The organism is Gordonia aquimaris (assembly GCF_026262595.1).
GTDB classification, from domain to species: Bacteria; Actinomycetota; Actinomycetes; order Mycobacteriales; family Mycobacteriaceae; genus Gordonia; species Gordonia tangerina.
In genome coordinates this window covers 152,060-177,456 of record NZ_JAPKFM010000006.1, presented here as the reverse complement: position 1 = coordinate 177,456, position 25,397 = coordinate 152,060, and the positions used below count along the sequence as shown (strand labels likewise).

24 protein-coding genes are annotated in these 25,397 nt (G+C 64.5%); 9 read left to right on the top strand and 15 right to left on the bottom strand.

The window, feature by feature from the left end; all coding sequences use genetic code 11:
- Positions 1-2: 2 nt before the first annotated feature.
- Positions 3-1,955: a relaxase/mobilization nuclease domain-containing protein gene (locus OSB52_RS08750; protein ID WP_266061300.1), complete on the top strand. Its 1,953-nt coding sequence runs from the start codon at positions 3-5 to the stop codon at positions 1,953-1,955.
- Positions 1,956-2,215: 260 nt separating this feature from the next.
- Here OSB52_RS08750 and OSB52_RS08745 read toward each other — a convergent pair whose 3' ends face one another.
- From OSB52_RS08745 to OSB52_RS08730, 4 genes are read right to left on the bottom strand one after another with little or no spacing between them, the layout of a single operon-like run.
- On the bottom strand, positions 2,216-3,220 hold the full coding sequence (locus OSB52_RS08745) for a hypothetical protein (RefSeq protein WP_266061299.1): 1,005 nt from the start codon (positions 3,218-3,220) through the stop codon (positions 2,216-2,218).
- On the bottom strand, positions 3,220-3,753 hold the full coding sequence (locus OSB52_RS08740) for a DUF6932 family protein (protein WP_248664792.1): 534 nt from the start codon (positions 3,751-3,753) through the stop codon (positions 3,220-3,222). The genes OSB52_RS08745 and OSB52_RS08740 overlap by 1 nt, the downstream gene beginning before the upstream one ends.
- A 32-nt stretch (positions 3,754-3,785) precedes the next feature.
- Positions 3,786-4,418 carry a hypothetical protein gene (locus OSB52_RS08735; RefSeq protein WP_226513065.1) on the bottom strand — a complete coding sequence of 211 codons (633 nt, stop codon included), beginning with the start codon at positions 4,416-4,418 and terminating at the stop codon, positions 3,786-3,788.
- Positions 4,415-5,002 carry a recombinase family protein gene (locus tag OSB52_RS08730; RefSeq protein ID WP_248664793.1) on the bottom strand — a complete coding sequence of 196 codons (588 nt, stop codon included), beginning with the start codon at positions 5,000-5,002 and terminating at the stop codon, positions 4,415-4,417. The genes OSB52_RS08735 and OSB52_RS08730 overlap by 4 nt, the downstream gene beginning before the upstream one ends.
- A gap of 62 nt (positions 5,003-5,064) precedes the next feature.
- Here OSB52_RS08730 and OSB52_RS08725 point away from each other — a divergent pair, with 62 nt between their 5' ends.
- The 4 genes from OSB52_RS08725 to OSB52_RS08710 all read left to right on the top strand — a co-directional run bounded on the left by OSB52_RS08725 (position 5,065) and on the right by OSB52_RS08710 (position 12,745).
- Positions 5,065-6,330 (top strand): hypothetical protein, encoded by a 1,266-nt coding sequence (locus tag OSB52_RS08725; RefSeq protein ID WP_266061296.1) that lies wholly within the window; start codon positions 5,065-5,067, stop codon positions 6,328-6,330.
- 552 nt (positions 6,331-6,882) lie between these two features.
- Complete coding sequence (locus OSB52_RS08720) at positions 6,883-9,576, top strand: DNA methyltransferase (RefSeq protein WP_266061295.1); 2,694 nt, start codon at positions 6,883-6,885, stop codon at positions 9,574-9,576.
- On the top strand, positions 9,573-11,546 hold the full coding sequence (locus tag OSB52_RS08715) for a DEAD/DEAH box helicase (RefSeq protein WP_266061293.1): 1,974 nt from the start codon (positions 9,573-9,575) through the stop codon (positions 11,544-11,546). Before OSB52_RS08720 ends, OSB52_RS08715 begins: the two co-directional genes overlap by 4 nt.
- Positions 11,543-12,745 (top strand): GIY-YIG nuclease family protein, encoded by a 1,203-nt coding sequence (locus OSB52_RS08710; protein WP_266061292.1) that lies wholly within the window; start codon positions 11,543-11,545, stop codon positions 12,743-12,745. The genes OSB52_RS08715 and OSB52_RS08710 overlap by 4 nt, the downstream gene beginning before the upstream one ends.
- Positions 12,746-12,803: 58 nt before the next feature.
- Here the strand turns inward: OSB52_RS08710 and mutM are convergent, their stop codons facing one another.
- The 7 genes from mutM to rsmD form a co-directional block, all read right to left on the bottom strand.
- Positions 12,804-13,676 carry a bifunctional DNA-formamidopyrimidine glycosylase/DNA-(apurinic or apyrimidinic site) lyase gene (gene mutM, locus OSB52_RS08705; protein ID WP_266061291.1) on the bottom strand — a complete coding sequence of 291 codons (873 nt, stop codon included), beginning with the start codon at positions 13,674-13,676 and terminating at the stop codon, positions 12,804-12,806.
- A 12-nt stretch (positions 13,677-13,688) separates the two neighbouring features.
- A complete protein-coding gene (gene rnc, locus OSB52_RS08700) occupies positions 13,689-14,372 on the bottom strand; it encodes a ribonuclease III (protein WP_235722389.1) in 684 nt (227 codons plus the stop codon).
- A gap of 85 nt (positions 14,373-14,457) precedes the next feature.
- On the bottom strand, positions 14,458-15,084 hold the full coding sequence (locus OSB52_RS08695; protein ID WP_235722390.1) for a YceD family protein: 627 nt from the start codon (positions 15,082-15,084) through the stop codon (positions 14,458-14,460).
- A 68-nt stretch (positions 15,085-15,152) separates the two neighbouring features.
- Positions 15,153-15,977, bottom strand: a complete 825-nt coding sequence (locus OSB52_RS08690) for a DivIVA domain-containing protein (RefSeq protein WP_235722304.1) — start codon at positions 15,975-15,977, stop codon at positions 15,153-15,155.
- Positions 15,978-16,093: 116 nt separating this feature from the next.
- On the bottom strand, positions 16,094-16,582 hold the full coding sequence (gene coaD, locus OSB52_RS08685) for a pantetheine-phosphate adenylyltransferase (protein WP_266061289.1): 489 nt from the start codon (positions 16,580-16,582) through the stop codon (positions 16,094-16,096).
- A 44-nt stretch (positions 16,583-16,626) separates the two neighbouring features.
- Positions 16,627-17,736 (bottom strand): NAD(P)H-dependent flavin oxidoreductase, encoded by a 1,110-nt coding sequence (locus OSB52_RS08680; protein ID WP_266061287.1) that lies wholly within the window; start codon positions 17,734-17,736, stop codon positions 16,627-16,629.
- Positions 17,717-18,343 (bottom strand): 16S rRNA (guanine(966)-N(2))-methyltransferase RsmD, encoded by a 627-nt coding sequence (gene rsmD, locus OSB52_RS08675; RefSeq protein ID WP_266061284.1) that lies wholly within the window; start codon positions 18,341-18,343, stop codon positions 17,717-17,719. The genes OSB52_RS08680 and rsmD overlap by 20 nt, the downstream gene beginning before the upstream one ends.
- 187 nt (positions 18,344-18,530) lie before the next feature.
- Here rsmD and ectA point away from each other — a divergent pair, with 187 nt between their 5' ends.
- From ectA to OSB52_RS08655, 4 genes are all read left to right on the top strand, one after another.
- Positions 18,531-19,058, top strand: a complete 528-nt coding sequence (gene ectA, locus OSB52_RS08670) for a diaminobutyrate acetyltransferase (RefSeq protein ID WP_235722308.1) — start codon at positions 18,531-18,533, stop codon at positions 19,056-19,058.
- Positions 19,059-19,217: 159 nt separating this feature from the next.
- Positions 19,218-20,489, top strand: coding sequence for a diaminobutyrate--2-oxoglutarate transaminase (ectB, locus tag OSB52_RS08665; protein ID WP_235722309.1), 1,272 nt, complete (start codon positions 19,218-19,220; stop codon positions 20,487-20,489).
- Positions 20,486-20,923 carry an ectoine synthase gene (locus OSB52_RS08660; RefSeq protein WP_235722310.1) on the top strand — a complete coding sequence of 146 codons (438 nt, stop codon included), beginning with the start codon at positions 20,486-20,488 and terminating at the stop codon, positions 20,921-20,923. The genes ectB and OSB52_RS08660 overlap by 4 nt, the downstream gene beginning before the upstream one ends.
- A 90-nt stretch (positions 20,924-21,013) precedes the next feature.
- Entirely contained in the window at positions 21,014-21,889 is an 876-nt protein-coding gene (locus tag OSB52_RS08655) for a Sir2 family NAD-dependent protein deacetylase (RefSeq protein ID WP_235722311.1), read from the top strand.
- Positions 21,890-21,902: 13 nt separating this feature from the next.
- Here the strand turns inward: OSB52_RS08655 and proB are convergent, their stop codons facing one another.
- The 4 genes from proB to rplU all read right to left on the bottom strand — a co-directional run bounded on the left by proB (position 21,903) and on the right by rplU (position 25,201).
- Positions 21,903-23,018, bottom strand: coding sequence for a glutamate 5-kinase (proB, locus tag OSB52_RS08650; protein ID WP_235722312.1), 1,116 nt, complete (start codon positions 23,016-23,018; stop codon positions 21,903-21,905).
- Positions 23,015-24,487, bottom strand: coding sequence for a GTPase ObgE (obgE, locus tag OSB52_RS08645; RefSeq protein ID WP_235722313.1), 1,473 nt, complete (start codon positions 24,485-24,487; stop codon positions 23,015-23,017). The genes proB and obgE overlap by 4 nt, the downstream gene beginning before the upstream one ends.
- Positions 24,488-24,589: 102 nt before the next feature.
- Complete coding sequence (gene rpmA / locus OSB52_RS08640; protein WP_235722314.1) at positions 24,590-24,853, bottom strand: 50S ribosomal protein L27; 264 nt, start codon at positions 24,851-24,853, stop codon at positions 24,590-24,592.
- A gap of 36 nt (positions 24,854-24,889) precedes the next feature.
- Complete coding sequence (gene rplU / locus OSB52_RS08635) at positions 24,890-25,201, bottom strand: 50S ribosomal protein L21 (RefSeq protein ID WP_235722315.1); 312 nt, start codon at positions 25,199-25,201, stop codon at positions 24,890-24,892.
- Positions 25,202-25,397 lie beyond the last annotated feature (196 nt).

The window sequence follows — 25,397 nt, the reverse complement described above, 5'->3', positions numbered from 1 at the left end:
GCATGGTCTCCACCGTGATCTCGGCCACCAAGAATGCCTACGGCCTGGACCTCTACCTGAGCCCGGCGACGGCGGCGCACGACCAGTCCAACCCTGGCGGGCCGAGCGTGCGCGTGGCGCACTGCTCGACCATCGGCGACTGCACGCCCGAGACCTTTCTCGAGGACGTCGGCCGAGTCCGCGAAGACTTCGCCAAGACGAGCCTCGAGCTGGAGACCTACCATGTGATCCTCAGCCACTCCCACGAGGAGCTTGACCCGGACAGCGAGTTCGAAGTGTGGCTGGCTCACGATTTCGCCCGTGAGCAGATGGCGCGGGCCTTCCCGGGCCGGCAGATCAAGATCGTGACACAGGCCGACAACGGGCGGTGGGAGGCGGCCGGGACCGCCGAGAAGATCTGGGTCAAGGGCAAGGTGCATTCGCACTGCCAGATCGCGAATGTAGCCGAGGAAGCGGTCGAGCTGACGTGGCGCGATGCCGACGGCAACAGCTCGACCGCGCACTACCCCGCCGGTCGCGCGTTCTCTTCCGCGATGAAGAACATTCACCGCGTGCGGGCGGTGACCGACGAGGTCGTGCTGCAGCGCTTCCAGTACGACAACCAGGCTTTTATGCAGTCGTGCCGAGAGCACGCGCGGACCGCAGGCATGGGCACCGGCGATCGCAAGACCTTGGCTCGGCAGGCCGAGGGAAAATTGTCTCACTACGACGAACTGCGAATGCGGCTGCGGATTGCTCGTGCCCAGGCGACCGACTGGGACGACTACACCGCACGCTTGGCCGCCGATGGCGTGGAGGTCAAGCGCCGCGGCGGCCATGGCGACGGGGTCTCCTACAAGTGGCTCGACACGCCGCCGGCCCGCGCGGGCGGCCGCTCGGGGGTGGGTGACGATTACAAGTACGCCGCGGTGGTCGAGCAGTGCGAGCGCAACGCACAGTCATTGAGGCGCGGCGAAGAGCTGGCGATCCCGGCGCGGTCGTTGGTGGTGCCGACCAGCTCGCTCGCCCAGGACCGGCCACGACCGGTCTACCTCACCGAGGACGGCAAGCCGCCGTGGCAGCAGGGCGAGGACTCCTACGCCGCGCACGTCCGCCAGACCGGCGGCACCTACGAAGGCAGGGCCGCGCAGGCCCTGGCCACCGGCGAAGCCGGTGAGGGTGTGACGCTGACCCGCGACACAGACGACCGGGTCACCGCCGCGGTCGACGCCGGCGCCGGGCCCCTCGTCGTCGACGTCGACCCCGCCCTGCTATCTCGTGTACACGAGGTGGAGTCCCGCGAGGCCGCTGTCACCCGAGCCGAAGCCCGCGCCGCTGAGACGATCCAGTCGGCAAAGGATGAGGCGACGACGATCCGTCGTCAGGCCCGCGCAGACGAGGCCGCACGAGTCCGTACTGAGTGGGCTGCGATGCGCCCTCAGGTGATCGCCGAAGCCGAGGCCGCCGGACGGCAGCACGGCCAGGCGGCCTGGGAGCGCGACGAGAGGCCCGCCCTCGTCACTGCCGCTCGCGTCGAAGGCTTCAAGCGAGGTCACGCCGAGGGGCGTCAGGAGGTCACCGACGAGCTGGAGGCGGCGCGCAAGGATCGTCGAGCGGCCGCCGAGCAGCTGCGCGAGATCTCCGGCCTGACTCCAGAGGAGGCCGCCGAGCGCGTGCTCGACGAACACACCGTGAAAGCGCGGGTCGCGCTGACGCGGTACCGGGTCCCGAAGGTCGCCTACGACGCGGACGGCACACCGCATCGAGTGACCGGTGCCGACGGGAAACCTGCGGTCACCAATGCGTGGGAGCAGATGAAAACCGATGTCGCGCACGGCCCGGGCCGTCCCGATGACGTCACCGTCGGCCAGGCGCGTCGGGCCGGACGCCAGGCCCGGCAGAATCTCGCCGACCGTGCCGAGCGGCAGAAAGCGCGATCGCGAGAGAAGAGTAAAGACAAGGGGTTCGGGCTGTGACGTACACGCCGAGCACGAAAGACTAGAGGACCGCCCGGGCCGCGGTCCACCGTCAGAACTCTCGTCCTCGTGACCATTGTCGGAGTCGTCGCCATCTTGATTCAGACCGCAGATCAACGGCGATAGGGGCCAGTCACCGCGTAGGGTTGTCACGCGCTGCCGCTGGGCGTCCGGAACGGCATTCACCCAAACGTCTACCGAAACGTCTATTAAGCAGTGTCGACTGGTCGATTCGGTGGTGCCAGATGCAGCCACATGCGTCAGCGGTTCCCTCCGCCCGCCGTGTCAGGCTGCTTTCCCTCTGGGGTCAAATCACCTTCTTCAGTGATCTCGACGAGCACTCGCTTGATCCGGGTGTCGTCGTCATCGGCAGAGGTCTCGGCGATGACGGCAGTGACGCGATGTTCGATGAGTGCGATCGACCTTGCCCGCAGATCCTTCGGAACGGTGCCGCTGATGCGTGTTCCGTCGTCGAGGTCGAGGTCGAAGACCGACCTCACGCTGCTGGCGGTCCGCCACTTTCCGCTGTAGGTCGCGTTGATGGTCGACAACTCGCGCTGTCTGATGAACGTCCGCAGCGCCGATGCCTGCGCTGGCGAGAACGAGAACCAGTCGGTGGTAGTCCGGGATCGGAAGTCGATAGTGAAGTCTCCATCGACGCACCGCGCCGACAGTTTGGCGATTTTGCCCCAGGCGACGGGTCCGATCGCGTCGGCGCGCGCGGCGAACGCCTCGTGATCGTGCATGTCGGCCGATCCGCGCAGGACCGCGAGCACGCGGGAAAGTGCTGTCGCGGTGGATGTCTGGAGTTCGTCGAGTTCGCCCATCATGGTCTGATCAGGCGTCTCGGCGGGGCGCTCGCCGTCCTCGTGCGTTGTGGGGTCCGGGCACACGAGGTCGATCTGGATCGAGCCGATCAGCACCGGTCGCATCAGCATGCCCAGCTTCTCGCGGGCCGCGTCGTTCACCGAGGGGAAGGGCTTGGGCAGCGAGTCGTTGGCCACCGCGATGACAGCGTCGTTGAACTCGTACGAGGCGCGCAGAATCTGGTGGGCCGGCGCGGTGTGTCCGACGACCTCGCCCTCGTGGAAGCGGGCGATGACTCCCTCACGGTTGCGTAGGCGAGACTCCCGGACGAGATCGTGCAGGGCCGCCGCGGAGTCCGCGTTGGCGGCGGTCATCCAGTCGTCGCTGCCACGTCCGCCTCTAGAGATGGCTGCGAGCTGTTCTTCCATCGCGAACAGGTCATGGTCGGTGATGCCCATCAGAACCTCACCTCCACGAATCCTTTGCGCTCCACCTCGCCGGTCGCGCGAGAGCGTTGCCACCAATCGTCCCAGTAACCGCGCGTGCGGAGATACTCGGCGCAGGTCGGGTGGTTGTCAGGGACCTTGACCACTGCGTAACCGTCTACCAGAAGGGTACGACCAACGTGTGGGTGCGGCAGGGTCTTCCATCGGTCCTTGGGATTGAGCCAGTCGTCGAAGTCCTCGATTGGGGCACTGGCCGGTCCGTCGACGATGGTGGTTATGTCGATGTCGCCGGGGTCGATCTTGTCCGAGGTGAAGCTGCCGTCGATCCAGTAGCTGATGATCGCGAGGCCGCAACGGACCTGCTGTTCGCGATAGGTCAGGAAGTCGTCGAGTATCAACTGACGACGCGCTCGATCGATGGTGCGCGCGTGCACAAAGCGATCGGCGAAGTCGTCTAGGGAGCAGGGATGGCGGCCGGGAGGCAGGACACGATAGCCGTCGGCACCGTCGATGAAGTCGGGAAGTCCGGGCCCGGTAGTTGCCACCTGACATTCATATCAGCGTCAATGCCCTCGGTTTAGGTCTCCCTCGCGGGCGTGCCGACCGGGCTACCAGGCCTCGGGTTCTGAGTCGTTGACGATGGCAGGTTCGGCTGGTCGGTGGCCCACTCCGACGGGACCAGCGCATTCTCCAGCAGTGCGTAGCGGCGGAGGTTAACGCAGTGTTCTCGCAGACTCTCGAAGGCGCCGGAGTCCTTGAGCTCGCCACCCCGCACCGCGGTTTCGCGCCACCTGAGAACGGTTTCCATGATCGCGCCGACGTGCCATCTAAGGGATTGAGCTCGCGCCTTTGGTAGTACTCCCCGGACGAGTTGGGCTGCCGTTTGCCACCAGTCGGGGCCGCGTCGCTGGCACGCGACTTCCACGGCGGTGCCGGCGGCCTCAATCGCGTACACAAGCACGAAGTAGTCGTCGATCTGTAAGGCTGACAGATTGCCGCGCCTCGCGGGCACCTCGTTCGCGTAGACCTGCGCAGGGTCTTCTCCGTCATTGATCCGATATAGCCGTCCACGGGCGCCGTTCGTCCGGTCGCTCGTGAGCTCGCGGTGGGCGCCAATCAGCTGGAGCGCCGCGTCCCGCCGCCGACCCGCCAATCCGACAACCAGGATGGTGAGCAGGCCGATGAGGAAGCCCAGGAGCGGACCAATCACGAGACGACCACCCGAACTTGCTTCGCCCGCTCCACGGCTCGGTGCACGGTGGCTCGACTGATCCCGAAGTCCGCGGCCAGCTCGGTGATGGAGTACTCGCCGGACGCGTGCAGCTCGACCAGACGCTTCTCCTGGTTCGGCGGCAGCTTGGGCTTCTTGCCCTTGAGCCGGCCCCGAGCCTTGGCCACGGCCATGCCCTCCTTGGTGCGCTGACGGATGAGGTCGGCCTCGAACTCCGCGAACGTGGCCATGATGTTGAACATCATCTTGCCCATCGCGTCGCCCGGGTCGTAGGCGCTGCGTCCGATCTGGAGCACGGCGCCATTGGCGACGAGCTGGTCGGCGATGTCCTTCGCGTCACGGATCGAGCGGGCCAGCCGGTCGAGCTTTGTGACGACGAACTCCGCGCCGGGGTGGCTCGCGGCGGCGAGCGCCTGTGCCAGGCCGGGTCGCTGGCGATTGGTCCCGGTGAAGCCGGGGTCGGCGTAGATGTTCTTCTCGTCGACGCCGAGGGACACCAACTCATTGATCTGCGCGGTGAGGTCCTGGCGGTCCGTGCTGACGCGGGCGTAGCCGATCTTCATTCCGCAAGTGTACGGTAGAGGAACCCCCAATGCGACGAACGTCGTACGGGTCTTACGAACACTTGTCGAATCTGCTGGCGCACTGGAGGTTGAGGCGTACGGTCAATGACCGGCTTGCGAACACCGCCCAGTGGCACACGGGGCGCACGATGCCAAGCCATAGAATTTCGTCGGTGACCACGAACCTCGCCTGGCTCCCCGACCACCACCTTCCCGTTGCTGCGACGCTCGCGCACGCCGACGACCTCATCGGGCAGGTCGGTGAACTGCTGTTCGCGTGCCAGTCCGAGTCCGACGGCCTGTTCGAACTGCGCGAGGAGTCCGACGGAGTCGTCAATAGGGCCGTCGTGGCGTCGCTGACGCCGATCCCGAGGAAGCTGCCAATGCTGGTGGCCGACGCGCTGGTGGCTCTGCGCGGTGCCCTGGAGCACACCTTGTTCGCCGAGATCGTGCACCGCGACGGCGCGTTGGGCGAACGCGTGGCCAAGCTCGTGGAGATGCCAGCCAGATCCACTCGCGCAGACTTCGACGAGTGGAAGGAGAGGCGGGACCGCAAGGGGCCGCCGTCGCTGTCGGCCAGTGGCGACCTGATGTGCTCGATCGAGTCGCTGCAGCCGTTCCAGCGGGTGAAGTCGCCCGCCGACCACCCGCTGGCGCGGCTGGCGTCGTACACCAACCACGCCAAGCACCGCACGCCCGCGGTCGCCGCGGTCATGCTGCCCGTGGTCTACCGAGAGGACCAGTTGCCGAAGTCGTTCGCCGACCTGCCGCAGCGCGACGAGCGGCCGCTGCACATCGGCGAGGTGGTCTTCGAGTCGCCGGTCGGCGATATCGTGCCACTGACGCTGCACCCAACGGTCGGACTCAACCGGCCGGGCACCGATCTGTGGCCAGTCCTGATGCACGAGCTGCGCGACATCGCCGAATGGGTGCGCATGCAGGCGGTCCCGCGCCTGATCACCGGCGGCGACCCACCCACCGACGCGCTGCCAGCGAGCTTCGACATATCGGTGGGCCACGACGACGAGCGCCGCGCTATCGCAGAGGGCTCGCACACCACGGGGTTCGATCGCCAGTTGACCCACCTGACAGCGGCGAAGACAGCGCGCCCGGGCCTCATTGAGATCGTCGGAATGACCCCCGGGGCACCGAGTCTGGATCTGGTCCGACGCTGGGCCGATCATCTGACGGACGAGCAGGCCGTCGAGAAGGCCGAGCGGCTGGAGGCGTTCAGGAACATTGCGACGGCCGCGGACCAGGCGCGCGCAATGGGCGTGGTGGACGGACTGCTGAGAGAGGCCCAGGAGTTCGTCGATGAGGAGGCGTAGAAGAGAAAGGACCCCGGCACCGGATCTCGGTGCAGGGGGTGCTCGTCGCGGTGCTGCCCGGTTACGGAGGATCGGTGTCGTCGTCGAGATGGGGTGCGATCGTGTTCGCCAGGTCGGTGAGCCTGTCTGCGACGTCCCACACCGACATGTCATCACTCGGCCGGGTAGGAGTCCATTGTGGAGTACTCCAGCAGCTTCGCTGCTGTCGCTGACCGTTCGCGCTCGCCGGAGAAGCTACTGAGTCACGGGCGGCGGCGAGGGAGCGGGATGACACTTCGGGCAGTAATACGAACTGCGGCTCATGAACACCACCCACTGATTGGCATACCGCACTGCTTGCACGGCAGACCTTCCGGCCCATATGAATACTCCGAAGCCTCAGCCCGAACCGCGACGCTTCGGCCGCAGCGCTTCCGCGTGCAGATTTATGACCTCCGGCGTAGATCACCGACCCACAGGGCTTGCTGCATCACCACGTCGCGCAGATGAAATGATCAGGAGACCGTCGGCAGCTGACAGCCGAACCTATGTGACCTGCGAGAGGTAGCGTTCGTGGCCAGATTGAACCTAAAGGCAGTCGAGGAGCGCGTCACTCCCCTAGCCCGGCGTGAGACGTACGACCGTGAGTTCATCTTCGACCTGCTGCTGGCCTACGGGAAGCCGAAGGGCAACGTCACCCGGTTGCGCAACGGCTCATTGAACGTCGCAGCCGAACCTGATCGCGAAGTCGCGCAGAAGAATGTTGTCTATTTCCGGGAGACCGACCGACAGCCGTTGGCAGGTGTCGAGGAGCTGCGTACCTCCCCGGACGTGGTTCGTTACAACCCTCGGTTCGTGATTGCCACTGACTATGACGAGCTGGTCGCTGTCGATATGAAAACCGGGGAGAACAAGGTCTTCCCGATCCGTGACATCGACAAGCACTTTACGTTCTTCCTTCCCTGGGCCGGGATGGAGAAAGCGCAGTACACGTCTGAGGCGCATGCGGACGTCAAAGCCGCCGAGCGCATGGGCAAGCTGTTCGACGAACTGCTCCAGGCAAATCCGGAACTCATCGACGAGCAGCACGGCCGACATGCGTTGAACGTGTTCTTCACGCGGCTGCTGTTCTGCTTTTTCGCCGAGGACACCGGGATCTTCGACGATGGCCAGTTCACCACCGCGGTAGGTTCGCACACGCAGTCCGACGGTTCCGACGTGCAGGAGTTCCTGACCGACCTATTCGACGCTCTAGACGCCGAGAAGCCAGAAGACAAGGCAAGCTATCTGTCGGCGTTCCCGTACGTCAACGGTCGACTGTTCGAGGTCACCAGCCAGCACTTGGTGCCGGCGTTCACCAAGAGCGCCCGTGGGCTGCTGCTCGACCTCGGAGCGCTGGACTGGAGCGAGATCAACCCTGACATCTTCGGGTCGATGTTCCAAGCGATCGTCACCCCCGGAAACCGATCGGACCTCGGGCAGCACTACACATCGGTGCCGAACATCCTCAAGACGATCGAGCCACTGTTCCTCGACGAGCTGAAGGAGCAGTTCGACGCCGGATTCAACAGCGTCGGCAGGCTGGAGAAGCTGCTGGAGCGGATAGGAGCGATCAAGGTCTTCGACCCGGCGTGTGGGTCGGGGAACTTCCTGGTCATCGCCTATAAGGAGTTGCGGCGCCTGGAGCATGCGATTCTCGAACGACTCGCCGATTTGAGCCCTAAGCACCAGGTGCTGTATGCAGTATCGAAGATCGATGTCGAAAACTTCTATGGCTTAGAAATTGATGATTTCGCGGTCGAGGTAGCGGTTTTATCCCTGTGGCTAGCAAAGCATCAGATGAATGCTGAGTACAAAGAAAAATTCAAAGTTTCCATCCCCCTCATCCCACTACGCGAGTCTGGTCAGATAAATCAAGGAAATTCTTTAATGGCCGACTGGGCTGAAACCTGCCCAAATGGCGGCAATGAGGAGATTTACGTACTTGGAAATCCCCCGTACCTTGGCAGCAGAAATCAGACGGCAAAACACAAACGAGACCTGGCTTCAATTACGGCCAACTATAAGAGTCTCGACTATGTGTCAGGTTGGGTCATAAAGGGTGCCGACTACATACGTGGAACAATAGCTAGGCTCGCATTTGTTACAACCAATTCTATTACACAGGGAGAGCAGGTGGCCCTCCTCTGGCCGAGAGTGTTGGGGGCTGAACTAGAAATTTCATATGCCTACACATCATTCCCGTGGTCGAACAAGGCTCGCAATTCGGCGGGAGTGACATGCGTCGTGGTATCGCTGAGAAATAAGTCTTCGGAAGTAAGATACTTGTACACGAATGAGTTTCGCCTTCAGGTTAATAGTATAAATGCATACCTCGCCGCCGGCCCAATGGTATGGCTGGTGCGGCGACGAAACCCTCTGAGCCCCCAGATGCCGCGTCTCGGGTACGGTTCGATGCCCAACGATGGCGGAAACCTGATCCTCACGGACAGTGAAAAGGACCAGTTGGTGGAGCGCCGCCCTCAGGTCAGACAATACATCAAGGGATACTGCGGGTCCGATGAGTTCGTGAAAGGTAAAACTAGATGGTGTCTCCTTATAGCGGATGAGCAACTAGAGCAAGCTTACAAGATCCCGGAGCTCGCAGATCGCCTCGATCGAGTAAAGGAACACCGGCTAAAGAGTACAGAAAAGTCGACGAATGCGCTGGCATCAACTCCGAATAGATTCTACTACTTTGCCCATGCCGATTCGGATTCGTTGATTGTACCCAGTATTTCCTCAGAGCGGCGAGTGTACATTCCCATCGGTTACGTTGGGTCAGATGTGATCGGATCCAATAAAGCCTTAGTTATGACCGAGACGAACTTCTGGGCTTTTGCATTAACGACTTCGTTGATGCATATGGTATGGATGCGATCGGTCTCTGGTCGCCTCGAGAGTCGGTACCAATACTCGAACACTATTGTTTATAACAATTTTCCCGTCCCAGAACTTTCTGGACCAACAATGGAGCAATTGACTGTGGCGGCACTGCGGGTGCTGGATGTGCGTGAGTATCACTGCGAGAAGACTCTTGCAGAGCTCTACGATCCGGACAAGATGCCTGACGATCTACGGGCCGCACATTCTGATGTTGACGCGTTGGTGGATTCGATCTACTCCAAGCGTGGGTATGAGACCGATGAGGAGCGTCTGTCGGACCTTTTCGCTATGTATGAGGAGATGACTGCAGCGGAGCGGGCGGCAAAGAGGAGCAAGAAGTGAGTAGCACGGTGAACGTCGTTGACGTGACGTACGCGCAGACGGGCGAATCGGTGAACACCGACGCATTGGGGATGCGGGAGATGCAGCAGCGGGTGTTCGCCAAGCGGGACGCACAGCATCTGTTGATCAAAGCTCCACCGGCTTCCGGGAAGTCGCGGGCGTTGATGTTCGTGGGTCTGGACAAGTTGTACAACCAGGGCCGCAAGAAGGTGATCGTCGCGGTGCCGGAGCGTTCGATCGGGGCATCATTCTCGACCACGCGGCTGACCTCGCACGGTTTCTTCGCCGACTGGGAAGTCACGCCGGAACGGAATCTGTGCACGCCCGGTTCGTCAGCGGGCAAGGTCGACGCATTCATCGACTTCCTCCGCAGCAGTGATCCGATTCTGGTGTGCACGCATGCGACGTTGCGGTTCGCGTTTGAGCGGCTGGCACCGGACGAATTCACTGGCACGGTGCTGGCTATCGACGAGTTTCACCACGTGTCAGCTGACACTGAGAACTCCCGCCTGGGTGCACTGTTGAAGGAGGTGATGGCCGGTTCGGACGTCCACATCGTGGCGATGACCGGATCGTACTTCCGCGGCGACTCGGTGCCGGTGCTGTCGTCTGAGGACGAGGCGCAGTTCACCCCGGTGACGTTCAACTACTACGACCAGCTCAACGGCTACCAGTACCTGAAGTCGCTGGGGATCGGGCACCACTTCTATCAGGGCCGGTACACCGAGGCGATCGGTGAGGTGCTGGATCTAGACAAGAAGACGATCGTCCACATCCCGAACGTGAACTCGGGAGAGTCGACGAAGGACAAGATCGAAGAGGTCGGGTTCATCATCGACACGATCGGCGACGTGATCGACACCGAGCCGGACACCGGAATCATCCGCATTCGACGCTCCGACACCGGCGAGGTGCTGCGGGTGGCCGATCTGGTCGACGACGCCGATCAGAAGAAGCGCGCCGACACGCTGCATTACCTGTCGACAGTTGCGGCGAAGGACCGCGACGGCGTGGACATCATCCTCGCGCTGGGGATGGCGAAGGAAGGCTTCGACTGGCCGTTCGCCGAGCATGCCCTGACAGTTGGGTACAGGGCGTCACTGACCGAGATCATCCAGATCATCGGCCGCGTCACCCGCGACAGCCCCGGTAAGCCGCACGCGCAGTTCACAAACCTGCTGGCTGAGCCGGACGCTGAGCGGGGCGAGGTGACGGTGTCGGTGAACAACATGCTCAAGGCCATCACGGCGTCGCTACTGATGGAGCAGGTGCTGGCGCCGAACTTCAACTTCAAGGCGAAACACGGCAACGACGACGCACCCGAGCCGGGAACGATCAAGATCAAGGGGTTCAAGGAGCCGTCGAGCGAACGGGTCAAGCAGATCGTAGAGACGGACCTGAACGACCTGAAGGCCAACATCTTGCAGGACGAGACGTTCGCGAAGGCTGCGGCCGGCAGCGTGGATCCCGAGACCACGAACAAGGTTCTGATCCCGAAGATCATCCGGGATCGCTACCCGGACTTGACCGATGAGCAGGTCGAGGAGGTGCGCCAGCAGGTCGTGGTGGACTCTGTGATCAAGAACGGCGAGGTCCGCGAGGTCGGTGACAAGCGGTTCATCAAGATGGCCGACACGTTTGTGAACATCGACGAGGTCAGCATCAACCTGATCGACACGATCAACCCGTTCCAACGGGCGTTCGAGGTGATGTCGAAGTCGGTGACCCCGTCGGTGCTCAAGATCATCTCCGACGCGATTACCAGCACGCGCGTGGAGATCAGCGAGGACGAGGCGCTCGCCCTGTTCCCGAAGATTCAGAATTGGGTCAAGGTCAACGGGCGACACCCTGACGTGCGCTCGGACGACCCCACGGAGAAGCGCTATGCCGAGGCGCTGCTGTTCTTGCGGCGGCTCAAGCAGCAGCGCGAGGCGCAGAAGCAAGCGAGCGAGATCGGGACGGATCAATGACGACCGCGGACTCTTCAACCTCGGAGAGCGGTAACGCCGCTGGAGCAGACGCGTTTCAGCAGTTGCTCGATTCAGATGTCGACGGTCTCCTGGACATGCCGGAGAAGCCGAAGAAGGTCACGTCCAGTGACCGGCTGGAGCGAGCATTCCTGGAGATCGTGGAGTTTCGCCGGACGCACGGCCGACTCCCGAGCCCGACCACGAGGGAGATCTCCGAACGTAAACTCGGCGCACGCCTGGACGGCATACTCGCCGATGACAGCAAGATCGAAGCACTCAAACACCTCGACGAGTTCGGTCTCCTTAACGTACCTGAAGCCCCTGGCTCGATCGACGAGCTGCTGGAGCATGACCCGCTCGACCTGTTGGGAGACGACACCGGCATCCTGGACGTCTCAAGCCTTCCGATCCGCAAGCAGCGCTTCGAAACTGAGGAGGTAGCGCGCCGTCGGCCTGCTCAAGACTTCGCCGAGTTCGCTCCGCTGTTCGAGCAGAAGCATGCCGAGTTGCGCGACGGCGCGAGCCAGTTGATGCCGTACTCGGGGATGCAGCACATAGTTCCGGGTGCGTTCTTTGTGCTCAACGGTGTGATGCTCTTTATCGCTGAAGTCGGCGAGACCGAGTACAAGAAATCGACTGTGCGCGAGAACAAACGTGAACGTCTGCGCTGCGTCTTTGAGAACGGCACGGAATCGCGGATGTACAGGCAGTCCCTCGGGATCAGGCTGGCAGATGAAGACGGTCAGATCGTCGTAGCTCGACAGCAACCGGAGATCCTCACCGACGACGAGGTCAGCGGCTACATCTATGTCTTGCGTTCTCGGAGCAACGATCCACAGATCGCCGGCATCGCTGATCTGCATAAGATCGGCTTCTCACGCGGACCGGTCGAGGCCAGGATCAAGAATGCGGACAAGTCGCCCACCTACTTGATGGCGCCGGTCGAGGTGGTTGCCACCTACCGGATATACAACACGCGTGTCTCAGTGTTGGAGAACCTGCTCCATCGAGTCTTCGCCGAGGTGCGTTTGGATCTGACACAGGTCGACAAGACGGGTCGCGACTACGATCCGTCCGAATGGTTCGTCGTTCCACGTGACGTGATCGATCAGACGATCGAGTTGATTATGTCCGGCGGCATCGTCGACTACCGGTATGACGCAAAGTCTCAAAGCCTCGTCGCAGTTGGCGACTCCTGAACGACCCACCTGATCGGTCCGGTGGTGGAGCAACTCACCGAAGCCCGGCCCCGTCGCGTCAACGACGTGGGCTGCGCTGACAACGAGGACAATAGAACGAGCTCCGGTTCATGAAGGCCTCCCGCCTGATCGGTGTGCCGCACCGGTGGCACGGCAAGCCTTCCCGGCCATATGAATGTAGTTCTCTGCTGAAATAGCCCGACTCCCCGTTGACGTTCACATACAGCGAGTCGAATGAGGTTCCGCCGACGACGAGCGCGTCACCCATGACATCGCTGACCGACGCGAGCAGGTCGATCACCTTCGCCCGGCTGAGCCCGTCGGTCAGCCGGGTGCCGTGGACCCGGCTGCGCCACAACGCCTCGTCGGCGTAGATGTTGCCGACGCCGGAGATCACCGTCTGGTCCAGCAGGGCCCGTTTGATCTCGGTGTGCCGCGACCGGATGACGGCGGTCACTCGGGCGGCATCGAAGGTCGGATCGAATGGGTCCGGGGCGATGTGCGCGATCGATTCCGGCAGCCGCCGACCGAGTTCGTCGGGGGTGTCGACGTATTCGTCGACGTGCCAGCCGCCGAAGGTGCGTTGGTCGACGAACCGCAGCTCGTTGCCGTCGTCGAGTGTCGCCCGGATGCGCAGGTGAATGTGGTCCTCGGCACCGGCTGGGCTGATGAGCATCTGACCGCTCATGCCGAGGTGAACGACGAGCGGAAAGCTGTCGGCCGAATCGGCCATGTCGAGCCACAGATACTTTCCGCGGCGATGCACGCCGGCCACCCGCGTACCGGTCAACCGCCCGACCAGGTCCGCACCGCCGCCGACGTGACGTCGGGCCGACCGCGGGTGTAGCACGTCGACCGACGTGATGATTCGGCGCTCGACGTGATCGGCCAGACCGCGCCGCACGGTCTCCACTTCGGGAAGTTCGGGCACGTCCGGATCCGGTCAGTTCGCGGCGGCGCGGTCGGTGAGCGCCTGCCAGGCCAAGGCGGCGGCCTTCTGCTCGGCCTCCTTCTTGGTACGCCCACTCCCCTCACCCAGACTCTCGCCGGCCACCACCGCGACTGCGGTGAACTCTTTGTTGTGGTCGGGACCGGTCGAGGTGATCTGATAGTGCGGCGGACCGTAGCCACCCTCCGCCGAGAGCTCCTGCAGCGATGTCTTCCAGTCCAGACCGGCGCCGAGATGCCCTGCGTGGCCGATGATCTCGTCGAACAATCCGAGAATGATGTCCTTGCACACGGCGAGACCGTGTTCCAGGTACAACGCACCGAAGACCGACTCGAGACCGTCGGCGAGGATGCTGTCTTTGTTGCGGCCACCGGTGAGTTCCTCACCACGCCCGAGGTAGAGGTGACGTCCGAGGCCCCCGTCGCCGAGCCCACGGGCCACTTCGGCGAGCGCGTGCATGTTGACCACGCTGGCCCGGATCTTGGCCAGTTCGCCCTCGGATCGATCCGGGTACCGCAGGTAGAGCCGTTCGGTGATGATCACCCCCAACACCGAGTCACCGAGGAATTCCAAGCGCTCGTTGGTGGGTAGCCCGCCGTTCTCGTAGGCATAGGAACGGTGAGTCAGCGCCAACACCAACAATTCGGTGGACAGTTGCGCGTGCAGCGCCCGGAGCAGATCGGCAAATCGTTCCTGCGCCGGATCATCAGGTGGTGACGCGGGCGTCTGGTCGGTCACGTCGTTGTCGCCGGCCACGTCTGGGTCAGTCACCACCTTGGTCCTTCGGTGTCTCCCGGCCCTGCGGTGAGGCGTCGCCGGGCGCGCCGAACTTGTCGCGCAACGCCGCCCATCGGGGATCGATCTGTTCGTGCGCGTGTCCCGGTTCGGCGACGGCGAGTCGGACGCCGCATTCGGGGCAGAGGCCCTCGCAATCCTCCGAACACAACGGCGACATGGGCAATTCGAGGGCGACGGCGTCGATGATCGACTGCTCGAGGTCGAGCCGGTCATCGACGAGTCGGTGCACGTCGTCGGCGTCGGTGGTCTGTTCGGTCTCGCTGTCGGGGTAGGCGAACAATTCGGTGAGGAACACCGTGACGGTGCCGTCGACCGGCTCCAGACACCGTGAGCACTGACCTTCGGTCTCACCGCTCACCGTGCCGGTGACCAGCACGCCCTCGGTGACCGCCTCCAGCCGCAGATCGAGGTCGACCTCGGAACCGGCGGGAATCGCGATCATGTCCAGTCCGATGCGTTCCGGCGCGACGACGGTCCGATGCACCTCCGACATAGACCCCGCTCGACGTCCCAGCGAACGGACGTCGAGCACGAACGGGTCGGCCTGTTTGCCGCCGGAGTTCGCCCCGTCAGACGCGACACTCCGGCTCATTGCTCGATCTGCCACAGTTGCACGATACGCCCGACCTGCGGACTCTTCGAACGGTCCCGGCCCTACGCTCAGACGGCCAGCGGTGAGCCCTGATTGTCGACGCGATCGTGGGTCTGCGATGCACCGCGCGGCGCAGGCGGTTCGTCGACGCTGCGCGGGTATTCGACGTAGTCGTGCATCCCCGCGCCGGTCCGCAACTGGTGCCGTCCCCGATTGACCGACCGCAAGGTGCCGGTGAGGATCTCCTCGAACTGGGCCAGCTTCTCGTCGACGTAGACGTCGCAGTCCCCGCGGAGCCGGTCGGCCTCAGCATGGGCGGCGTCGATGATCCGCTCGGCCTCCGACTTCGCGGCGGCCACCACTTCCGCCTCGGACACCAGACGCTGCTGCTCGGCGATGCCGTCGGCCACGGACTTGTCGTAGGTGTTGTTCGCGGAGTCGATGGTGCGCTGGGCCTCTGCCCGGGCGCGACCGGTGACCGCTTCGAATTCACGTGCCGCACTCGTCGACAGCCGATGCGCGTCGGCGGTGGCCTCTTCGACCATCTGACGGCCGTGCGCGCCGGCCTCGTCGACCATCCGGTCGGCCTGGGCCTTCGCTTCGGACAGGATGCGGTCTGCCTCCGCGCGTGCATGTGCGATCACCGCCTCGGACTCCGAGTCGGCCTTGCCGATCACGGTCTCGGCGTGCTCGCGGGCGTTGCCGACCAGCGAGTCGCGCTGATCGAGCACATCCTGGGCGTCGTCGAGTTCACCCGGGATCGAATCCTTGATGTCGTCGATGAGCTCGAGGACGTCCCCTCGTGGCACGACGCAACCCGCGGTCATCGGGACGCTTCGCGCTTCCTCGACGATGGCGGCGAGTTCGTCGAGCGCTTCAAAAACCCGGTACACAGCTACCCCAATCCGGCTGGTCGCCTTCGGTTGGCATGAAACAACTGTGACTATTGTGCCGAATGGTGCGTCTGTGATTAGTGAGGCGGGCGGGGCGTGTCGCGCGGGACACTAGGTCAGATCCGCTGCTCCCCCGCCAACCGCGCCTGCAGTCGCTGGTGGATCGCCGGTGACAAGAAGGGCGTGATGTCCCCGCCGAGCTTGGCCACCTCCTTGACCAGCGAGCTCGACACATGCGCGTAGCGCGGATCGGTGAGCAGGAACATGGACTCGACGTCGGCGAGCTCGCGGTTCATCTGCGCCATCGGCACCTCGTAGTCGAAGTCGGTGCCCGAGCGCAGCCCCTTCACTATCGTGTCGATGTTTTCCTGACGCAGGTAGTCGACCAGCAGGCCGGTCCAGCGGTCGACACGCACGTTGGTCAGATCGGCGCAGTCCTCGCGGATCAGGGCGATGCGTTCGTCGACGTCGAACATGCCCTTCTTGTTCGGGTTGACCACCACGGTGACGACCAGCGAGTCGAAGCGGCCGGCGGCACGCTCGACGATGTAGCGGTGACCGACGGTGAACGGGTCGAAGGAGCCGGGGAAGACAGCTGAGGTCATGACCGAAATCTACGCGAGGGTCGACCGGCCGAACTCCTCGACGGTCAGGGGGCGTCGAGGAACTCGGCGGCCAGCCGCGCCATCAGTTCGGCCGCAGGGCCGGCCACCACCGAGCGCCAGCCGGTACCGGCCCACAGGTTGATGTCGTCGGCCGCCCCGGACGCGGCCGCCGCGGCCCGAATCGGCTTGGTCATGTGGTGGACCTGTGGATACACCGCCGGAGCGTTCGGATGCCTATCGGCGAAGCCATTACGTAGCGACCGCGCCGATCGGCCGGAGAAGGCGCGCGTCACGACCGTGTCGAGGTAGGTCTGTTCCAGCAGAGCCCGCCGATGCGCCGAACCCGTACCCGCCTCGTCGGCGCACAGGAAGGCGGTGCCCAACTGCGCCCCGACCGCACCCAGGGCGAGCATCGACCGGACTCCGGCGCCATCGGAAACTCCTCCGGCCGCGACGACCGGCACCTGCGCGGACATGACCGTCATGTCGGCACAGATCGCCCGGACGAGTTCGGCGGTGGGTGTCGCCGGGCCGCCGGCCGGCAGCGCCGGATCGTCGAACCACAGACCACGATGGCCGCCGGCCTCGATGCCCTGCGCGATGAGCGCGTCGGCACCCGAGAGCACCGCTGCGCGAGCCTCGGCCACCGAGGTGACCGTGACCGCGACCGGCGCGCCGATGTCGGTGTGGACCCGCTCGACGAGCGCCGCTTCCGGGTCGCCGAAGGTGACACTCACCAGAGCCGGATGGTGTCGGGACAACACCTCGAGCTTCTCCTCGACCGCCTCGTCGGTGAAACGGGGTTCGCCCACGTCGACACCGTGCCGGCTCGCCTCGACCGCCAATGTCCGGCGATACGCCTCTACCGCCCCTCGCTGCCGGGCACCGTCCGGACCGGCGCAGCGGTCAACCCCGGAGAGGAAGAGATTGACGCCGTAGAGCAACGGGCCACGCGACTCGACATCGGCCACCAGATCCTCGAGGGCCTCGGCGGTGAGGTAGCCCGCCGCGAGCATGCCGAGTCCGCCCGCTCGCCCGACTGCGGCGACAAGAGCGGGCGTGGTGGGGCCACCCGCCATGGGTGCACAGATGATGGGCAGCGCGGTCTCCAGCGCACCGATGCGCATCGCCGGGTCAGCGCTCGCCGGTCTCATCTCGGCACTCCTCGCAGCCACCCCCGGCGTCGTCACACTCTTCTCGTCCGGATCGGTCAAGAACCGCCACCTCCACACGTGTGTCGCCATAGCTCTTGTGCACCAGCACTGTGAACTCGTCGGGCCAGTGTGTCTGGGGCGCACGGACGGCACGTTCGATGACCACGATGCCGCCCACCACCATCCAGTGTGCGCTCAGCGCGGCGAGGTCACCGGACATGGCCTCGTTGTCGAGGTCGTACGGCGGGTCGAGGAACGCCACATCCACGTCGCCGCCGCCGCCCGCCGCCAGGTGGGCAGAGACGGATCGGGTGATGACCGACACACGCTCGGCCACGCCACACGTGCGGACGTTTGCCGCGATCACCGTGGTGGCCCGGCGGCGCGAATCCACGAAGGTGGCGCGCGCCGCGCCGCGCGACAACGCCTCCAGCCCCAGCGCACCGGAGCCGGCGTAGAGGTCCACCACAGATGCGTCGTCCAGTTCGGTCCGCGCAAGCAGGATGTTGAAGATCGCCTCGCGGACCCGATCCGAGGTCGGCCGGGTGCCGCTGTCGGGTACCGCCAGTCTGCGTCCGCGCAGTTCACCCGCAATTATTCTGGTCATCGTCCACCATTGTGCGGTACGGCTGGTGCGGAGTAGCCACCCCTTGTCCCATCTAAGTCCAGGTCGTGCAATAGTTTGTGATGCACTTCACAAACAGTGGCTGAGCAGGGGATTATGCGGGCTTTCGGTGTCCGATTTCTGAGGACGGGTGACTTCAGGTAACCGCGTTGTTAACGTCGAAGGCGTCATGAGCCCGCTCCAAACAAGTACGGCCCCAACCACTGCCCTTGCTGTCGATTACCGGCAGCCCACCGCCGACGACGGCGAACGATTGTGGGAAATCGCCTCGGACTCAAAGGTTCTCGACGTCAACTCGAGTTACTCCTACGTCCTGTGGTGCCATGATTTCTCCTCGACATCGATCGTCGCCGAGGTCGATGGGCGCCCGGTCGGATTCGTCACCGGCTATCGACGCCAGACCGACCCGTCCACCCTCATGGTGTGGCAGGTCGCCGTCGACGACTCCTGCCGCGGCCACGGTATCGCCGGCACCATGCTGCATCGCCTGTTCGACCGCTGTCAGCGGTCGGGTGTGGTCGCGATGCACACCACGATCAGTCCGGACAATGTCGCATCGCAGCGATTGTTCGAATCAGTCGCGAACGCTCGCGGCCTGCGCTTCGAGCGTCGTGATCTGTTCGCCGCCGATCAGTTTCCGGACGCGCACGAGCCCGAGGATCTCTACCTCCTCGAGCCCGAGCTCGTTGAACCCTGATCATTCCTGTCCACACGTCTCAATTCACAACTGAGTCTTTTCACAACTGAGCACTTGACCATCTCACCGGCAGTTGCGCCGACATCAGCGATGTCGGCGCACTCCGTGTGCGACCAGGTCGCAATTTCAATCGTCAATAAGTAAAGGGGGAAGTTACCCATGCAACTTCTCGATCAGTCAATCGACGATTCCGTCTTCACCAAGCACGAGTCCGAAGTCCGCAGCTACTGCCGTAGCTGGCCGACGGTGTTCACCCGCGCAAGCGGTTCTCACATCACCGATCAGACCGGTCGTCAGTACCTCGACTTCTTCGCCGGCGCAGGTTCGCTGAACTACGGCCACAACAACCCGGTGATGAAATCGGCTCTGCTGGACTACATCTCGGATGACGGGATCACCCACGGACTCGACATGGCCACCGTCGCGAAGGGTGCGTTCATCGAGGCCTTCCACGGGAAGATCCTGCAGCCGCGCGGACTGGACTACAAGATCCAGTTCCCCGGGCCCACCGGCACCAACGCAGTCGAGGCAGCACTGAAGCTCGCCCGCAAGGTGACCGGACGCGAGTCGATCATCAGCTTCACCAACGCGTTCCACGGCATGACCCTGGGATCGCTGTCGGTGACCGGCAACTCGATGAAGCGCGCCGGCGCCGGTATCCCGCTCGTGCATGCCACCCCCATGCCCTTCGACAACTACTTCGGTGGTGTCGTCGAGGACTTCCAGTGGTTCGAGCGGGTGCTCGATGACTCCGGCAGTGGGCTCAATCGTCCGGCGGCCGTGATCGTCGAGACCGTCCAGGGCGAGGGTGGCATCAACGTCGCCCGCGCCGAGTGGCTACAGGCCCTGTCGGAGCTGTGCCAGCGCCGCGACATCCTGCTCATCGTCGACGATGTGCAGATGGGTTGCGGACGCACCGGCGAGTTCTTCTCATTCGAGGCCGCCGGCATCAAGCCCGACATCGTCACGCTGTCGAAGTCCATCAGCGGTTACGGCTTGCCGCTGGCACTGACCCTGTTCCGGTCCGACCTCGACGTCTGGACCCCGGGTGAGCACAACGGCACCTTCCGCGGCAACAACCCCGCATTCGTGACCGGCGCCAAGACGCTCGAGCACTACTGGAGCGACGACGCGCTCACCCGCGACGTGCACGCCAAGGGTGACCGCATCCACACGCGCTTCAACGAACTGTGCGACAAGTTCAGTGGCATCTCCACCCGCGGCCGCGGCATGGCGCAGGGTCTCGTGTTCGAAGAAGCCGCCGCCGCCGGCAAGGTCAGCGCGTCGGCCTTCGAGGCAGGGCTGTTGGTCGAGACCTCCGGACCGTCCGATGAGGTCGTCAAACTTCTTCCCGCGCTGACCATTTCGAACGAGGACCTGGACCGTGGCCTCGACATCATTGCTGATTCCGTCAAGGAGGTGATCGGATGATCGTCCGTACCACAGAAGAAATCACGGGCACTGACCGCGACGTCAAGGATCCGCTGGGCAACTGGGTGTCCAAGCGCATCGTCCTCGGCGGTGACCGCGTCGGGTTCTCCTTCCACGAGACCACCATCAACGCCGGATCGGTGAACAACTTCCACTACGCCAACCACATCGAGGCCGTGTGGCTGGTCGAGGGCACCGGAACGTTGCTCGACAAGGAGACCGGCGAGACCTATCCGCTGGCCCCCGGCACGATGTACCTGCTCAACGGTCACGAGCGTCATCAGGTGACCGCTGACACGCAGATGCGGATGCTCTGCGTCTTCAATCCTCCCGTTGTCGGCACCGAGGTGCACGACGAGAACGGCGTCTACCCGCTGGTCGCCGTTCCCGAATCGACCGGGAAACATTCCCCAGAGGCGGTGGCCGCCGACTGACCGGCCCTCGTCGATGGTGAAACACCGGCCCGGCAGAACCTCGTGTTCTGTCGGGCCGGTGGCGTCGTCGAGCCCGCTATCCTGGGCAGGGTGCGTACGCGACTGCAGATCGGCTGGTCCCCGGCCGAACCGACACCGCTCGACGAGGGTGTCGACGAACAGATCGACCGTGCACGCGCGTTGCTCGACGGCCGGCGGATCGTGGCGCTGACCGGCGCGGGGATCTCCACCGACTCCGGTATCCCCGACTACCGCAGCCCGGGAGCGCCGCAACGCACGCCGATGACGCTGGAGATGTTCCTGTCGTCGCCGGAGTTCCGACGCCACTACTGGGCGCGCAACCATCTCGGCTGGCGACACATGGACGCCGCGCAACCCAACACCGCACACCATGCGCTCACCGATCTGCAACGGCAGGGTCGACTGTCCGGGGTGATCACCCAGAACGTCGACATGCTGCACACGAAGGCCGGCACCCGACGTGTGGTGGAGTTGCACGGTTGCTATGGCCGCGTGCGATGCCTGGAGTGCGGCTGGCAGATCTCCCGCCATCAGCTCGCCCACGACCTGGAACAGATCAACCGCGGATTCACCGAGCGCATCCGTGGTCGCGGGGCGATCGAGGTCGCACCGGATGCCGACGCAGCCATCGACGACACCAGCGACTTCACCATGATCGATTGCCCGCGGTGCGACGGCATCGTGAAACCCGACATCGTCTACTTTGGCGAGAGCGTTCCGAAACCGACTGTGCAGCAAGCATTCTCGATGGTGGACGACAGCGATGCACTGCTGGTCGTCGGGTCGTCGCTGACGGTGATGAGCGGCCTGCGGTTCGCTCGCCACGCACGTCGCACCGGCAAGACCCTCGTCATCGTGAACCGCGGCGCGACCCGCGCCGACGAACTCGCCGACCTGAAGATCGATCACCTGGCGTCGGTGGTGCTGCCGGCCCTGGCAGCGTGAGCCAACGGTGCGCTCAGACCGCGACGAGGTCGTCGGCGTGTACCACCGGCCGACGAAGCTCTGCCGGTAGGTCGGCGGTGGAACGACCGACCATCAGCGCCACGTCGTCGGAGGCGTAGGCGGCAACCCCGCGGGCCCGCACCACACCGCTGGTGTCGAGCAACTCCACCACGTCGCCGTCGGAGAACCGTCCGTTGACGCCCACGACGCCGGCTGCCAGCAGTGATCGGCGTCGGCGCGCCACCGCGGCCACCGCACCGTCATCGAGCACGAGCTGTCCCCGCGCGTCGGCGGCATGGCGCACCCAGAACCGCCGCGCCGACAGCCGCTCGTCGCGAGCGGCGAAGACCGTTCCCACCGACGCGTCGGCCAGCGCCTGCGCAGCCTGATCGGCGGCCGCCAGCAGAACAGGCACCCCGGCGTCGGCCGACAGTCGCGCAGCCGCGAGCTTGGAGGCCATACCGCCGGTGCCCAGCGCACCGCCCGACCCGGCGATGACCCCGTCGAGATCCTCCGGTCCGTTGACCTCCGCGATCAGCCGAGCACGGCTACCGTCGGCACCGACCTTGCGCGGATCCCCGTCGTAGAGGCCGTCGACGTCGGACAGCAACACCAGCGCGTCGGCACCCGCGAGATGAGCCACCAACGCGGCGAGGCGGTCGTTGTCGCCGAACCGGATCTCGGTGGTCGCCACGGTGTCGTTCTCGTTGACCACCGCGACGGCACCGAGCGACCGCAGTCGGTCCAGCGTGCGCTGAGCGTTGGCGTGATGCGAGCGGTTGGAGACATCGTCGGCGGTCAACAGCACCTGGCCGACGGTGCGGCCGTACCGGTGGAAGGAAGTGCCCCACGCGTGGGCCAGCGCCAATTGCCCGACGCTGGCAGCGGCCTGTTTGGTCGCGAGATCGGTGGGCCGCTTCTTGAGCCCGAGTGGGGCGATGCCGGCGCCGATGGCACCCGAGGACACCACGATCACATCCGACCCGGCACGCATCCGCGCCTCCAGCGCGTCGGCGAGACGGTCAAGACGGGTGCGGTCGAGTCCGTCATGCAGGTCAGTGAGCGCCGACGACCCGATCTTCACCACAATGCTGCGCGCACGGGCGATGTGCTCGCGGACGTCGCTCACTGGTGGTCCCGTTCGGGACCCTCGTCGCCGTCGGGCAGACCGCGCCGAAGTCGCCGCGCCTGCTTGCGTTCTGCGGCCCCGATCCGTTCGTTGCGGTCGAGGCGGATGTCGGTCCCACGGCCGGTGATGGGGACCTCGTCACCCATCGGGGTCGTCGGTTCCCAGTCGAAGGTCATGTCACCGATGGTGACCGGCGCCCCGGGCTGCGCACCCTGGCGCACCAGCTCGTCTTCGACACCGAGCCGGTTGAGACGGTCGGCCAGATAACCCACCGCCTCGTCGTTGCCGAACTGGGTCTGGGCGATCCAACGTTCGGGGCGGGTACCCCGCACGATGAATCCGCCATCGACCTCGGGATCGGGGACGACGCTGAACTCCGCCTCGTCGATCGCCTTGGGCCGGATGATCTGTCGACGCGGTTTGGGTGCGGGCTGGCTCGCCCGGTACTCCCCGACCATCCGTCCCAGCGCGAATGTCAGCTCTTTGAGACCCTCGTGGCTGACTGCGGAGATTCGGAAAATGGGCCACCCCCGGGTGGCCAGTTCGGGTTCCACCAGATCGGCCAGGTCCGCGGCGTCGGGGATGTCGATCTTGTTCAGGATGATCACCCGCGGCCGCGACGCCAGGTCCCCGAGACCGTGGTCGGCATCCAGAGCGGGCCGGTAGGCCGCGAGCTCGGCCTCCAAGGCGTCGATGTCAGAAACCGGGTCGCGTCCGGGTTCCAGGGTGGCGCAGTCCACGACGTGGGCCAGCACCGCACACCGCTCCAGGTGACGCAGGAAATCCAGTCCCAACCCACGCCCGGTGGACGCACCGGGGATCAACCCCGGCACATCGGCGACGGTGAACACGTCACCGGCCACCTGAACCACCCCGAGGTTCGGTGCCAGCGTGGTGAACGGGTAGTCGGCGATCTTCGGCTTGGCCGCCGACAACACCGAAACCAGCGAGGATTTGCCTGCCGACGGAAATCCCACCAGCCCGACGTCGGCGACGGATTTCAACTCCAGGACGAGGTCACGGTGCTGCCCTTCTTCACCCAGCAGTGCGAAGCCGGGGGCCTTGCGCGCCTTGGAGGCCAGCGCTGCATTGCCCAATCCGCCGCGGCCGCCCTGGGCGGCTTCGAAGGTGGTGCCCTCGCCGACGAGATCGGCAAGGATGGAGCCGTCCGCATCCAGGACCACCGTGCCGTCGGGAACCTTCAGGACCAGGTCGTCGCCGGTGGCACCGTCACGGTTGTCGCCCATCCCGGGTTTACCGTTGGACCCCTTCGCGTGCGGACGGAAGTGGAAGTCGAGAAGCGTGTGCACCTGGGGATCGACCACCAGTCGCACCGACCCGCCGTTGCCGCCGTTGCCGCCGTCGGGACCACCGAGCGGTTTGAACTTCTCGCGGTGCACCGACGAGCAGCCGTGACCGCCGTTACCCGCCGCGACGTGGATGGTCACGCGGTCGACGAACCGGGACATCGGGCCACTCCCTTTCTCCGAAGCCTCTCGGCCTCAAAACAAACAGGACGGGCGGGTACGCGATGACCCTGCCCGCCCTGTGTAGAGCTGTTATTCGACCGGTCAGACCGCTGCGGTCTCCGGGACGATGTTGACCGTCTTGCGGCCGCGCTTGGTGCCGAACTCGACCGAGCCGGTCTCCAGGGCGAACAGGGTGTCGTCGCCACCGCGGCCGACATTGACGCCCGGGTGGAACTTGGTGCCGCGCTGGCGGACCAGGATCTCGCCGGCGCTGACCTGCTGGCCACCGAAACGCTTCACGCCGAGGCGCTTGGCGTTGGAATCACGACCGTTGCGCGAGCTGGACGCGCCCTTCTTGTGTGCCATCTCTGCAGTCCTCCTGAGGTAGGTGCGGGAATCGAGTTACTTGATACCGGTGACCTTGAGGACCGTCAGGTTCTGACGGTGACCCTGGCGCTTGTGGTAGCCGGTCTTGTTCTTGAACTTGTGGATGCGGATCTTGGGACCCTTGACGTGCTCGACGACCTCGCCGGTCACCGAGATCTTCGCCAGCTTGTCCGCATCGGTGGTGAGGGTCGAGCCGTCGACGACCAGTGCCACCGGCAGGCTCACGCTGCTACCGGGCACGCTGTCGATCTTCTCGACCTTGACAATGTCGCCCTCTGCGACCTTGTACTGCTTACCGCCGGTCTTGACGATCGCGTACGTTGCCATCGAAGCTGTCCTCTTTAACTCGTCTGTCGGACCCTGGGCGCTGGTTCGCGCACCGGGGTGGGTGGGTGGTGCGTCATCCTGGTGCGGTCCGCGGGCGAACCCGCGGATGCAACCGGGGTCACTGTGGATCACTCCAGAGGGCCTGTCGGCGGTTCCGCGCGGCTGATCGGTGCGATTCAGGTGGTCCTGATCGTTC